This window comes from Spartinivicinus marinus (genome assembly GCF_026309355.1).
In the GTDB taxonomy this organism is placed as follows: Bacteria; Pseudomonadota; Gammaproteobacteria; order Pseudomonadales; family Zooshikellaceae; genus Spartinivicinus; species Spartinivicinus marinus.
Genome location: NZ_JAPJZK010000001.1, coordinates 2958624 through 2971446 on the forward strand (window position 1 = coordinate 2958624; position 12823 = coordinate 2971446).

Sequence of the window (12823 nt, forward strand, 5' to 3'; positions counted from 1 at the left end):
ATGTAGTGTTGTGAGTATGTTTGATTGTGTGTCAATTATTGAAGGAGGATGCTAAAGACTAAGGCGGTGTGTTCTCTATTATATTTTGCTGAAGAATTTTTTCCCATCGATTGATAATCCGCTGATAACGGCCATCTGCTTTAAACTGGCGTAGTGCTTTGGTAAATTGATCACGAAGCGCGGATAAATCGTGCTGTTTGGTAAATACCATATAACTGGGCGTATCTTCTACATCGGGTTTAAGGCGCTTGATAGCGTGTTTATGCCTGATAAAAGTACGTTGGTAAAGATATAAGATGCCATATTTATCACCGATTAATAAATCTATTTCTCCAGTATTTAGCATACGTAATAAATCTTCATTTTTAGTTCGTTTAATGATGATTTTAAACTGGTTACTGTCAACTGACTTATCAAAACTTGAGCCATAGCTAAAGTCTTGTCGCATACCTATTTTGTATTGAGCTAGTGATGAAAAGCCTCTTGTGAACTGAATAGATGACTTGGCCAACACAAAAAAAGAGGCTGTTTCCGGCATTAGCACTTCTTTGGCGTAATCCATATAAGCTTCTCTTTCTTGCTTCCATAAAACTTCAAAAAAACAATCTATATTTCCTTTTTTTATAGCTCTTAACCCTCTCGACCAAGGAAGCTCTATAAGTTTAAATTCAACTTCCATTTCTTTAAAAACGGCTTTAACTATATCAACAGAGATACCAGTAATACCTTCATCCGTTGTGTACTCATAGGGTGGAAAGTGGAAGGTAGCAATTTTGAATGGAGCGCTATAGCTTAAACTGCTGGTAGCAAATAAACAGTAGATTAATAAGGCAATGACTTTATAGGGCACTGTTATTTCAAAGTAATAAGACTGACTTATCTACAATAATAGCAACAATTAATCTGGTTAAATGGCTTGTTGGAAAATCTTATTGAGAACTTCAAAGCTAGAGCCTGTTAGGGTAGTAACCAGGAAAGGCCCATTAATCAGAGACTCTTGTTGGTTATAGGTAAAGGGCTGGCCTGAGGAGGAAAGCATGATGCCACCTGCTGACTCAACTATTGCTTGGCCTGCGGCAGTATCCCACTCGGAGGTTGGTGTAAAACGACAGTATAAGTTTGCTTTGCCAGTGACTAACCAAGAAAATTTTATGGCACTACCTGCATGAACCACGTTCACGGAGAATTCTTGTTTTAAGTTATCCAATAGTTGTTGATCTTTTGCAGATAGATGACTTCGGCTCATTAAAATAGAAAGGGTTTGGCTATCCTGAGAATAGGTAGTAAGTGGCTGCCAAGAGAGATTTTCAGGGGTCCAATGCATAGGAGGTAGATTCTCTCCACCGGCATAACATTCACCGGTAACTGGAACATAGAGCATTCCCAATATGGGGCGGTGATCTTCAATGAGAGCAATATTAATGGTGAACTCATCATTGTGCTTAATAAACTCTTTAGTGCCATCCAGGGGGTCAACCAACCAATAGCGTGACCATTGCTGCCTTTGGTTAAAGGGGATGGTTGCAGACTCTTCAGATAATATGGGGTATTGATCAGCAAGTTGTTGTAAGCCTTGAATAATAATCTGGTGGGATGCATAGTCTGCAGCAGTGACGGGCGACTGATCTTGTTTCTGCCACTGCTGAAAGTCAGGTTGCTGGTAAACATCCATGATAGCTTTACCTGCTTGTTGGCAGATTAAAAGTAAAGGCTCAATCAGAAGTTTCATAATTTATCCTTTGCGAAAAGTAACAAGCCATTCACTTTGACTAACAAATTGAGTTAGAGCATTTAGCTTTTTGCTAAAAACTCTTTTAAATAAAATAACGCAGCAATTGCTCTTGCTTCGGTAAAATCCGTACGAGTTGTCCATTCGTATAACTGCTCTAGAGGGAGCCGGCAAGTGTCCAGTAGTTCAGGTTCATCACCTGGCAGTCGAGAAGGGTAAAGGTCTTGAGCCAGAACCACCTTCATTTTATGAGACATATAATTGGGTGAAAGACTAAACTCAGTCAGCTCTTTTAGCTGTCGAGCTGCTAAGCCTGCTTCTTCCTGCAACTCTCGGTTTGCGCCAGCTAAGAGGTCTTCTCCTGGCTCTACCAGCCCTTTTGGTAAAGACCACTCATACTGGTTAGTGCCTGCTGCATACTCTTGAACTAATACCACTTCATTATCATTGACTAATGGAATTACCATCACTGCCTGATGGCCAGTGCCTCGTGGGGCTAGCCGCTCATAAACTCGTTCGGCACCATTACTAAAACGTAAGGCCATTTGTTCAATACGAAATAGACGGCTTTCGGCGACTATTTTTTGATCTAATATGGTTGGCTTGGTTTTCATTTTTTTCCCCTTTTAAACAAGCTATCATACTCCTTGCTTACTTCAACTCAAATGGGCGCATCAACTCAAAAGGGTACAGTATGTCAAAAGGGGATAGTATGTTGGATTGGCAACAAATTGATACAGTGCTTCTCGATATGGACGGCACCTTATTGGACTTACATTTTGATAATCATTTTTGGCTGGAGCATGTGCCTGTTAAATATGCTGAGAAGCACCAGTTGTCAATTGATGAAGCAAAACACCATATTTATCCTAAATTTGAGCAAATGATGGGTAAGCTTGAGTGGTATTGTCTTGACTATTGGAATCAAGAGCTAGACTTGAATATGGTTGAGCTTAAGCAGGAAATAAAACACTTAATTACCCTTCGCCCCGGTGCGGATGAGTTTTTGCGAGCACTTCATCAATCAAATAAACAGGTAGTGCTGATTACCAATGCTCACCAAGATAGTTTATCGTTAAAGCTGGAAAGGGTTGAGTTAGCCCAATACTTTGACTTGCTAATTAGTTCCCATGAGTTTGGCTACCCAAAAGAGGAACAACTGTTTTGGCAGGGGTTGAGTGAGCGTATAGCGTTTGATGGTGGGCGTACACTTTTTATTGATGATAGCTTACCTATTTTAAGATCAGCAAAAGAATATGGTGTTAAACACCTGCTAGCAATAAAGCAGCCAGATAGTACGAAAGAATTAAGAGATACTGAAGAGTTTGAGGCAGTAACAAATTATCATGACTTATTGCCTGTATAAGAGAGGTTATTTATTAATGGCAAAAAACAGTCAAGGAAGCGATAAAGTTCGTTTAGATAAATGGCTATGGGCAGCACGCTTTTTTAAAACCCGAAACTTAGCTAAAGAAGCTATTGAGGGAGGAAAGGTTCATTATAATGGCATACGGACCAAACCCAGCAAAGAGCCACAGGTTGGTGATCAATTAACGATTCGTCAGGGTTGGGATGAGCGTATTATTATCATCAAGGCATTATCTGAGCAGCGTCGTGGAGCACCAGAAGCGCAACTGTTATATGAAGAAACAGCTGAGAGTATCAGCAAGCGAGAAGCCAAAGTGGCTGAACGAAAGTCGGTGTATGCCAGTCAGTTGTCACCAGATAAACGCCCAACCAAAAAGCAGCGGCGGGATATTCGACAGTTTAAGGATAAAATGGATCACTAATATAAAAGTTACTCAGGAAGGCTATCACCTTGTCTTGACCAGGCACGGATAGCTTTTATTTCTTTTTCATCAATACCTAAACATTCTAAAAAATCCTGATGGCCTTCTGGCATCGCCTTTTCAAATTCAATGTGCCAGCGGGTCATGTCTGCATCAGTTAACCCTGTGGCCCTTAGTAATTGAACCCACTGTTCTTTGTTGATGTTACGGGATTTTGCGTGTAAAGATTGTTGTTCAATAAGTTGTATTATTACCTGTTGCTGCTGACGTAATTGATTAATTTCTTTGTTGAGTTGTAGTAGGCGCTGCTCTAAAATCGAGCAGCTTTTGCTTTCATCGCTATCTACAATTTGAGTGATCTCTTCCAGAGATAAACCTGTTTGACGGTAGGTGTTGATTAACTCCATTTTCTTTTTATCAGCTTCAGTATATAAGCGATAATTAGCTTCACTACGGGCGGAAGGTTTTAGCAGGCCTATTTTGTCATAGTACAACAAAGTACTGCGAGACAAATTAAATTGCTTACAAAGTTGACCAATAGTGAACATAGTTTTAGAGGAATCCTTTAGCTTATTTCTGACTGTCTGTTGTTAAAAGCAAGTTTATCAGGCTCAACAAACAGTTTTTTAGCTTCTGCAGAAAATAAAACTGATGCTGAGTAATATTGGCCAAGCACATCCTTAGCATTATTCACTAAATCCTGATTGGCTAACAAAAAATCAGAAAAGTTGCTATCAACAATTGCTAAAGTACGATGGTGGATGATATGGACCAATGCCTCTGTAATTGTATGATGAAATTTATCCTTAACCCCTAAGTGATTAGCATAAGCCTGAATGCCTGTAGTGGTTTTGTTAATAGCAGCATTCAGTTCATATTGCTGTAGATACAACCAGGCCAAGCGAAGGTGACCTACATGGTTGAAATATTCTGTAGGTAAGGTTTGTTGCTCAAATTGTTCTATAAAGTCTTGGTCTGAAAGTGGCATATCACATTCCATCTTGGGTGTAAAAACCTCACCTTAAGGTATAAAGCTATAGACAGGTCAATATATACTCTTCGTGAATGAATTTTAGGGTATACTTCCCCTGTTTGGTTGGAGAGGAGTAGGCAAAGTGCCAGTAACTGTAGAAGTATTGACTAACATTAGTGAGCAAGATTACCAGGATATAGATAAAAGCTATCAGCAAATCGTGGCAAGTACACTTATTTCTACTTCGGACTTACCTTCTACATTTGAGCAATTTTGGTTGGGGATAGATAAAGCTGTTTTCAACTTATACGGGGCTCGTTTTAATAGTCGCCTGATTGGTTGGGTATTAATAAGCCATGCAGTTATAGAGTGGAATGTAGAGCTGCTGTGTGTTGGGTTGCCAAATCAAGGCCGGGGAGTGGGTGAGCGAATATTGCAGGTACTGACTAAACAAGCAGCTAAGGCTGGGTGCCAGTTACTGACTGATAAACCAATAATATACTTTGAAAAACACGCCACCAAAATATAATACTTTCTGTATGCTTGACTACACTCAGAAGAAGACATATTGCTGGGTGTAGTTAAAAGGTATAGTTAAAAAATGGCACAGAAATCATTTCTACTAGTTACTGTTACTATTTGTAACTTATTATTGTCTTCACGTAGTATTGCTGGAGAAATAATTAAAGTAAAGATAGCTGCACCTGAGTATGTGTATGAGAACTTTCAACATTGGAACACAGCTGTTCCCTGTAAAATGTTAAAAACCTATCACTCGGAGTTTGCTAATCGAGCGACGGTTGATTTAATGTTAATTTGTCGAGCATTATATGAGAGTGATCTTAAGTTTAATCTTCAGCTTACCCTTTACCCAAACTATTCCAGAATGCTAGCAGAAGTAAAAAGAGGCAGAGAAAACATTCCGGCAGAAACGATCTGGAAAAACGAAATTGACGAATCTGTACTTTATAAGACAGAGCCAATTATTCCAATAGGAGGATTTATTAAGGGTGTCTATGTTAAGGCAGGCAATACCCGATTAGCTAATGTCAAATCCCTAGATGAGTTGAAAAAATTTAAAGGGGTGATGATAAAAAATTGGGTTATCGACTGGAATACTATGGAAAGCTTTGGGCTAGATACACTTTATGAAACCAATGGTTTGGAATCTATGTATAAGTTAATCAATAACAATAGGGCTGATTTTACGCTATTTGAGTTTAGTCAGACTCAACATAAAGTGCAAAAATTAAAAGATATAAACCTTGTGCCAGTAAAAGGCATTAAAGTCAAACTATTGGGTGAGCGTAGTTTTGTCGTATCGAAAAAATCAAAGAATGCAGATAAAATCTATGCGCACTTGAATAAAGGAATAGCTATTTTAAGAAAAAATAAAGAAATCGAACGAGCCTATCTAGAGTCAAAATTTATTAATCCTGATGTGGCTGACTGGGTACTATTAAATCCTTAATCAATACCACTGAGCTACAGCGTATTATCCATGCCCGAAGTAAAGCGGGCGCCGTTTCTTATTCGCTTTTCCTGGCAGCAATGTTGGCTAGCCAAATTGAGCAGGGAGCAGAGATATACATCAAAGACAAGTCGGGGGAAACCCATAAGCTATTGTTTACAGGAGTATAGGTAACCATGTCAATGCCAACTTAAAAAGGATGTTAATGGAAAGTGAAACGGAAAGCTTAGATTATGAAAACTGGGGAAGTAGCGAAAACAGTAATACACCGCCACCTCCGGTTCCATTAAAAAGGCCTGAGCCTTTAGAAAAAGATCGGCATGTTTACCGAACAGCAGTATATGCACTTTCTAGTGGTGTATTTATTGGGCTGATTGGTAGCGTGTGGTTAGCTTCTAATGGAAATACCACAAATTCTAGTAGCTATTGCTTCAGCTTGTGCTGGTGCTTTATGAGCCTTAATTGCACCAAAGTCTTGATTCTACATATTATAAAAATATATTTTTATAATAACTGCCAAAGCGTACTAAATGATAACTGCAATGCCTGGCTAATGGCTGCAGATTCAATAACAACCGCAGTTGGATAATTCCCTTCTTGTAAAGAAATCATGGCACACTTGGGCGGATAAATGGCTACATAACTGGCTTGTCCGCCATTATTGCCATCGTCAATCCACTTCCGTTCTGAGAGAGGTGCCTCTTCGCCACCTTTGCCAATCGCAATAGCTCGAACACGAATATTACGCTTTACCCGTTGTAGCGTGTAATTAGGGAAAGGTCGATAAAGATATTTTCGGATGGCTTTAGAAGAGTAAACGTCATAAGTTTTTGATTCACTATTTTCAGCCGTATTTAAAATGTCTTTTAATACTTTTTCTATTCCTTCATCTCCTTCATAGTATTTTACTTGGGGTGAACCGGTTTCAGATCTGAGTCGATTTAAATCTGGAATAATATCAGTTGTTAGGTGTCGTGTTGCTGACTGTAGTCTTTCCTGTTTTTCAGTCGCCAACTCTAATAGCTTATCAGGTGGCTCGGCACAAAAGTGACGGCGTTTACCCTTAGGATAAAAACTGACTAAACCACGTTTTAATAAATGTTTAAGAATCTCATGGGTTGTACCACGGTTGACGCCTGACTTTTCCGCAATATCCCTGATAGAGGCTGTGCCAAGGGTCAATAAGGCACAGTAAACATCAACCTCTCGAGGCTCTAAATCTAACTGGGCTAGCACCTGTTTTATATTCATTTGTCAAATTTCTGCTGACAACTAGTCTATTCACCCAAGTATGCTTTATATATGCTGCACTATCAATAGGCTAGCCATTCATTAAAACGATAATGTCAGTAGAGGAATGACAAACAATGTGCGGTATATTTGCTTATATTGGTAAAAACAATGCAGTGACGACAGTTGTTCAAGGCTTGCAGCGTTTGGAGTATAGAGGGTATGACTCCTGGGGATTAGCAATCCCAATACAGAACAGTATCGAAGTGTATAAAACACTTGATCCACTCCAAACAGCGGATATTACGCCTATTGATGTGAAAGGAGCCATGGCACTTGGCCACACTCGTTGGGCTACTCATGGTGCGGTAAACATTACAAACTGTCATCCCCATGTGTCTAGTTCTAAGCAATTTTCTCTGGTTCATAACGGTATCGTCGAAAATTATCAGGCACTAAAGACCCAGCTTGTTTTACAAGAAGTTAAATTTGTAAGTGAAACCGATACGGAAGTCATTGTTCGTTTGATTGAAAACGAGTTAAACCAGCTACAACTGAAAGATGAAATTCAAAAAGAAAGCAGGCTTACCCCAAAGGATTATCAAACAGCTATCAGTCAAGTCTTTAAAAAACTAGAGGGAAGAAACACCCTAGTATTGATTTGTGCTGAACTTCAATTGTTAATTGGCATACGTAATGGTTCACCTTTAATTGCAGGGATAAAGCCAAATAATATAACCGCCGACAGTTATGATGAGCTGTTTCTTGCGTCAGATTATTACTCCTTTGCACAACATACCCATACCTGTTTACTAGTTAATGACTTGCAAATGATTTGTTGTGAACAAAATAGGGTGCAACTCATCGATTTACATACAAATAAATCAGTTGAGCCTGATTGGCAAATACTTGAACGTCAGGAGCTGGAGCATTCCCGTGAAGGTTTTTCCCATTTCATGATCAAAGAAATCCAACAGCAGTGGGAAACTATTCCAAGAGCTGCAGCGGTTGAGCGTCAACAGCTGGAAGCAATGATCAAAGCTATCAATAATGCCAACAATGTATTTATCACAGGGGCCGGTGCAGCATTTTTTATTGGGGAGCAAATTGCTGCAATGCTACGGGAAATAGCGGGTATTTTTGCCACGCCTATACCGGCTTATGAATCTGAAAGTTATTTGGCATCAATAGAACCTAATGATGTACTCATAGCAATCAGTCAAAGTGGCGAAACGGCTGATACATTAAATTTTATCGAGCAAGCCAAACGTAAAAGAGCACTGGTTGCCAGTGTCGTGAATATGCCGGGAGCCATGTTGTCACGGCTATCTGACTTTGCATTTTTAAGCTATGCAGGTCCTGAAGTGTGTGTACTTTCCACCAAAAGCAGTACTTCTCAGTTAACTTTTGGTTATTTACTAGCTAAAACAGTTATTCATCAGTATGAATCGGCTAAAGTCGAAATTGAGCAACTTATTCATCAACTAAGCCACTATTTTAACGATGAAAACCTACAAATTATAGAAAGCCTGGCTCAAAAGATAACTGGCGATAATGTTTACTTGTTAGGCAACCGCCATTTTATTGGTGCAGGTAAAATTGGTGCATTAAATATAAAAGAAGCCAGTTATATCCATGCAGAGGCATTTCCCGCCGGTGAATTAAAACATGGCGTAATAGCGCTAATCGAAAAAGGTACCCCAGTTATTTGTTTTATGGATGAAACCAATGCTACCTATATGACAGCAATCGCCTCAGAAGTAAAAGCTCGTGGCGGCATGATCATCGGTATTAGCCAACAACCAAATGAGTTATTTGATTATATGCTTAAACTTCCTGTGACGGATAATTCAGCAAGCCTTATTACTCATATTATTCCCTGTCAATTACTTGCTTATTATTTGGCTATTCAAAGAGGGCATAATCCGGATAAGCCGAGAAATCTAGCGAAGAGTGTGACGGTTATATAAGGTATTAAGCCTTGGGAGTGCCAAGGCTTGGTTTGTGAATAATAAAGCTATTTTTCTGTATAACCACTAGGTGGTTTTCTTAGACTATACGAGCTTTTAACTCGATTCTCTTGGATATAATAGCTATGATCAGTTTCAGAGGCATCATTATAATCGAATCTCTTGCTTGAAAGATCAAGAATAATATACTTAGTTTCATCATTATCAGTAGAAACTTCAGTATAATACCCATCATTCACCTGCCACTGACCTTTTTCTTTGTAGTACTCGTAGGTTTTTTTATTAGGGTCTAAGGTTAGTATTTCTAAGTCATATTGCCCATCAGCGTATCGAGTCGCTTTCCAGTAATCTTCGGTACCTGAGTTTTCAACATCATAATCACCATTTCCTTTCCATGTACCTACTAAAGCCTCTCTTGCCTTTGTATTATCTTTGGGGTCAATAGAGTCACAAGCAGGCAAGAGTAAAATAATAAAAAGGAGTGGGATGATGTTGATTTTCATAGTGTATTGATAGCTTTAGTTGGCTTAGATAAGCGGTTATTTTAGTATGAAAATTATCAAAAAGCCATTAAGTTTATTTTTTTATAGTTCAAAGCGAGTGATCTTCTATGAAACCTTTTTAATTGAAGAACTATTCTAGTGCCCAACAGCAAGATACATCAATGCAGCCTTTTCATTGGCGCTGCTATTTGAACCTGTTACACGGGTTGCAAGAAAATCAAACGACTCATTACTCACTCCTCTTATAGCTATGTTTAACTCTTCACCTTCTGTGGGAAGGTCGTTATTGATTCCTGTAGCAACAGCAGCAAATATAGACTTTGGAAAAGGCATAGTAAAACTTCCTGTAACAGATACTTTGTTTGAATTAGTTGAACCTGGTGGGCCAATAAAATTTACCTTTCCCCACTGTAAAATTATCCCACCTAGCCATGATGGAAATGCAATATAGCCATTTTCTTTTAAGGAGCATTTAAATCCAAAGCGTAGTTTCTTAGGAGTAACATACTTATTATCAGCTTCACTGCTATTTATTTCTTCATTTGAAGTTGAGTCTGTAATTTTAAGGTACTGCTGATGAGGATCTGGTGCTGCTAAGTGCTGTGAAACCCTATCATAAACTTTCTTCACCGCTTTAGCCGTAGCCAATTTATCTGAGCTATTATCACTAATGGCATCAGATTTCGCATTAGGTAAATTACCCAGTCCTACATCCACTTTGGTTGGTTTATGTCCTTCATGATACACTTGCTTATCGTGATTTTCCCCTGCATAAATTTCACCGGTTACTCCGATATCGCCGCTAAAAATACCGCCAGATTTATTTACAAAGTTGTCATCTACATATTCCCGTGATGCCATTGCAATCGATAAATCTACTTTTAATTCAACATTGCTGGCATTCGCAATTTGTAAAATAACCTTTAGGTAAAGACTGTTGGATGTACCACTGCTTTGTGGAATTAATGGTTTATAGGTGCTGGGGTATTTGCCAATACAAATCAGGTCGCCTTCATCATCATACAAACCAAATTCGGTTACATAAAAACCACCGACATCCACAGGAATTAAGGCTTCTGCAATTACCCAATTTTTATTGTATGGGTCAACGGAGAGGTTGGTTAAATTACCCGTCCAGCGTTCTCTAATCAGGCTGGTAGCTGATTCGTTAGGGAAAGTTTCTTTACCTTCATCAGCACCGCCGTCACCCACTTTAATTTTAGTGAGTTTGAGTTTGCCACCCATTAAAGTGGCGTTGGTGAGTTTTGCCTTACCGACTTCAGTAAGTAAGTTATAGTATTGTTTGTTCATGGTTTAAGTGTTGAGTTTTCCTGCTTAGAATTTGTTAAGCGCTATTTTCCTCCTTTTCAAGGGCTAGCATCAGGTGAAATATTTCACTCATCAAATACATCAAAGTAGTCATAGGTATGTAGCATAGCGTCTTGGCCTTCTAGCAGGTACATGTCGAGTTTAAACAGGGGAGGAAGGCGTAATACCGTGGCAATGCGGGGTACCCAGCCTTGATACATACGGAAAACATCACCGAAAGTCAGTCGAACTGACCATTTTTCGGTGATGGTAAAGCCGCTCTGTTCAATCCGTGATTTAATATAGCTTTGCTTTCCTAGCAAGTGAGCTTCAGATTTAAGTAGGCAAAAAGTTTGTTGAATATTTTGAGGCATATACCTATTACGGATCATTTTTAGATGCAAAAGTAAGTGGTATATACTCAAAGCGAAGGGTTATCTAGGCGAGGCCACCAAGTGATGAAGCCCCAGGAGTTTAGATAAGCTAAATGACTGGGGTGAAGAGCGATGGTAACAAAGCCTAATAATCATTCGCGAAGAGTATATTTACAAAGCGTTGGTTATATCTTTTAACTGAGCCAACATTTTATGTCCTAACGCTGGCTCTGTCATGCAAATAAATGCGGCCAGCCCTTCAAGGTGCGCTAGGGTCTCGCCTTCCCGTAGTGGTTTGCCGTTTTTAAGATTATGAATTGCGGCCCGTAATTCCCGCTTGGTTTTTTGGGGTACACGTGGCGTTTCTTTGCCGTTCACGACCAAGCCTGTGACTTTTTGTCGTCCACCTTTACGAGTGATTCGGGTTTTTTCAGGGTGAATGATAAAGCCTTCATCTTTGACGATTTGTTTGATTACATGCATCAGCTTGCCTAAGTTTGGTTCTTTATCTTTGCCATCAGGAAGGCTAAAAGTTAAGTCGTCTGCATATCGGGTATAGCGCCAGCCAAACTTTTCAGCTAAGCCGGTTAACCGTCGGTCAAGCTTTAAACATAATGCATTGGTGATCATTGGGCTGGTTGGAGCGCCTTGGGGCAAACAGCGTGGCCCCATTGAAACAAAGTAGGTTTTGTTTTGATCTTCAACGACTTCCCTTGGGGCTTCTGTGACTAATAAAGCCAATAAAGTGGCAATTTGCTCGCGGTAGCCTGCTTTGCGGAATAAGCCTTTTACTCGTTTTAAAGTAATAGTGGGGAAAAAGTTTTTCAGATCCATTTTTAGCACAATTTTTGCGTTGGTATGCACCTCAGCATTACTTAAAATAGAACGTCCCGCGATAAACCCATGCGCCGCGCCATGTACGACTAACTGACGGGTGATATTGTCATTAATCCAATATTGCGCTCGTTTTAGCAAGGTTTTAGGTGCCCAGATAGCACGATCACTGCCGTCTTTTTTGGGGATAGTAAAGCGACGATAATGTAATTCAGTTGCGGCATCTCGATGAAAAGCCAGCCAGCGTAACTGGGGGATGGTAATACCCAGTGCCTGGGCTAACTGTTGTGGTTTGTCTAATGTTGGTAATTCATTTTCAGCCGCACGTTCTTCTGCGTTATTTAAATCCCAGCGATCAAAATTGTCATGATCATTCCAATAAACACCATCACCTAAATGCACAATATGATTGGCTTTATAGGCTTGCCAGGCCACTTTCTTTAAACGCCTTTTTTCAGCGGCCTCTGCTTTTAGTTCTTTTTTATACCGGTCTAATTCACGCTTAGACATATTATCGGTATCACGACGTTTAACTAAAAAACCGTGTTCTCGTAATTGGCTATCGATATAAGCATTCATGCTGCCGGCTTTTTCGATAGCATTCCATAACTGATTTATTTTTTGAGTCATATTTTTTCACT

Annotated in this window: 15 protein-coding genes; 5 read left to right on the top strand and 10 right to left on the bottom strand. The window is 39.5% G+C overall.

The window, feature by feature from the left end; genetic code table 11:
- Positions 1–58 precede the first annotated feature (58 nt).
- The 3 genes from OQE68_RS13310 to nudE form a co-directional block, all read right to left on the bottom strand.
- Complete coding sequence (locus tag OQE68_RS13310; protein ID WP_180568118.1) at positions 59–850, bottom strand: substrate-binding periplasmic protein; 792 nt, start codon at positions 848–850, stop codon at positions 59–61.
- Between the two features lie 57 nt (positions 851–907).
- Positions 908–1729: a 3'(2'),5'-bisphosphate nucleotidase CysQ gene (gene cysQ, locus OQE68_RS13315; RefSeq protein ID WP_180568117.1), complete on the bottom strand. Its 822-nt coding sequence runs from the start codon at positions 1727–1729 to the stop codon at positions 908–910.
- 62 nt (positions 1730–1791) lie between these two features.
- On the bottom strand, positions 1792–2343 hold the full coding sequence (gene nudE, locus OQE68_RS13320) for an ADP compounds hydrolase NudE (RefSeq protein WP_180568116.1): 552 nt from the start codon (positions 2341–2343) through the stop codon (positions 1792–1794).
- An 80-nt stretch (positions 2344–2423) separates the two neighbouring features.
- Here nudE and yrfG point away from each other — a divergent pair, with 80 nt between their 5' ends.
- Positions 2424–3095 carry a GMP/IMP nucleotidase gene (yrfG, locus tag OQE68_RS13325; protein ID WP_180568115.1) on the top strand — a complete coding sequence of 224 codons (672 nt, stop codon included), beginning with the start codon at positions 2424–2426 and terminating at the stop codon, positions 3093–3095.
- A gap of 16 nt (positions 3096–3111) precedes the next feature.
- Positions 3112–3519, top strand: coding sequence for a ribosome-associated heat shock protein Hsp15 (gene hslR / locus OQE68_RS13330; protein WP_180568114.1), 408 nt, complete (start codon positions 3112–3114; stop codon positions 3517–3519).
- 8 nt (positions 3520–3527) lie between these two features.
- On the opposite strand, the gene OQE68_RS13335 is transcribed toward hslR, so the two are convergent.
- Both OQE68_RS13335 and OQE68_RS13340 read right to left on the bottom strand, forming a co-directional pair.
- On the bottom strand, positions 3528–4067 hold the full coding sequence (locus OQE68_RS13335; RefSeq protein WP_180568113.1) for a MerR family transcriptional regulator: 540 nt from the start codon (positions 4065–4067) through the stop codon (positions 3528–3530).
- 17 nt (positions 4068–4084) lie between these two features.
- Positions 4085–4507 carry a hypothetical protein gene (locus tag OQE68_RS13340; RefSeq protein ID WP_255490833.1) on the bottom strand — a complete coding sequence of 141 codons (423 nt, stop codon included), beginning with the start codon at positions 4505–4507 and terminating at the stop codon, positions 4085–4087.
- A 127-nt stretch (positions 4508–4634) separates the two neighbouring features.
- Between OQE68_RS13340 and OQE68_RS13345 the strand changes: the two genes are divergently transcribed.
- Positions 4635–5021 (top strand): acetyl-CoA sensor PanZ family protein, encoded by a 387-nt coding sequence (locus tag OQE68_RS13345; RefSeq protein WP_180568111.1) that lies wholly within the window; start codon positions 4635–4637, stop codon positions 5019–5021.
- Positions 5022–5093: 72 nt separating this feature from the next.
- Positions 5094–5963 carry a type 2 periplasmic-binding domain-containing protein gene (locus OQE68_RS13350; RefSeq protein WP_180568110.1) on the top strand — a complete coding sequence of 290 codons (870 nt, stop codon included), beginning with the start codon at positions 5094–5096 and terminating at the stop codon, positions 5961–5963.
- A gap of 504 nt (positions 5964–6467) precedes the next feature.
- On the opposite strand, the gene OQE68_RS13355 is transcribed toward OQE68_RS13350, so the two are convergent.
- Positions 6468–7214: a TrmB family transcriptional regulator gene (locus OQE68_RS13355; RefSeq protein WP_180568109.1), complete on the bottom strand. Its 747-nt coding sequence runs from the start codon at positions 7212–7214 to the stop codon at positions 6468–6470.
- 116 nt (positions 7215–7330) lie between these two features.
- Here OQE68_RS13355 and glmS point away from each other — a divergent pair, with 116 nt between their 5' ends.
- Positions 7331–9163: a glutamine--fructose-6-phosphate transaminase (isomerizing) gene (gene glmS / locus OQE68_RS13360; protein ID WP_180568108.1), complete on the top strand. Its 1833-nt coding sequence runs from the start codon at positions 7331–7333 to the stop codon at positions 9161–9163.
- A gap of 47 nt (positions 9164–9210) precedes the next feature.
- Here the strand turns inward: glmS and OQE68_RS13365 are convergent, their stop codons facing one another.
- The 4 genes from OQE68_RS13365 to OQE68_RS13380 all read right to left on the bottom strand — a co-directional run bounded on the left by OQE68_RS13365 (position 9211) and on the right by OQE68_RS13380 (position 12812).
- Positions 9211–9666 (bottom strand): hypothetical protein, encoded by a 456-nt coding sequence (locus OQE68_RS13365; RefSeq protein ID WP_180568107.1) that lies wholly within the window; start codon positions 9664–9666, stop codon positions 9211–9213.
- Positions 9667–9801: 135 nt separating this feature from the next.
- Positions 9802–10977, bottom strand: coding sequence for a phage tail protein (locus OQE68_RS13370; RefSeq protein ID WP_180568106.1), 1176 nt, complete (start codon positions 10975–10977; stop codon positions 9802–9804).
- Between the two features lie 83 nt (positions 10978–11060).
- Positions 11061–11348 (bottom strand): hypothetical protein, encoded by a 288-nt coding sequence (locus tag OQE68_RS13375; protein ID WP_180568105.1) that lies wholly within the window; start codon positions 11346–11348, stop codon positions 11061–11063.
- 171 nt (positions 11349–11519) lie between these two features.
- The gene (locus OQE68_RS13380; protein ID WP_180568104.1) at positions 11520–12812 is read right to left on the bottom strand and encodes a retron St85 family RNA-directed DNA polymerase; all 1293 of its coding nucleotides are present in this window, start codon (positions 12810–12812) and stop codon (positions 11520–11522) included.
- Between the last annotated feature and the right edge of the window lie 11 nt (positions 12813–12823).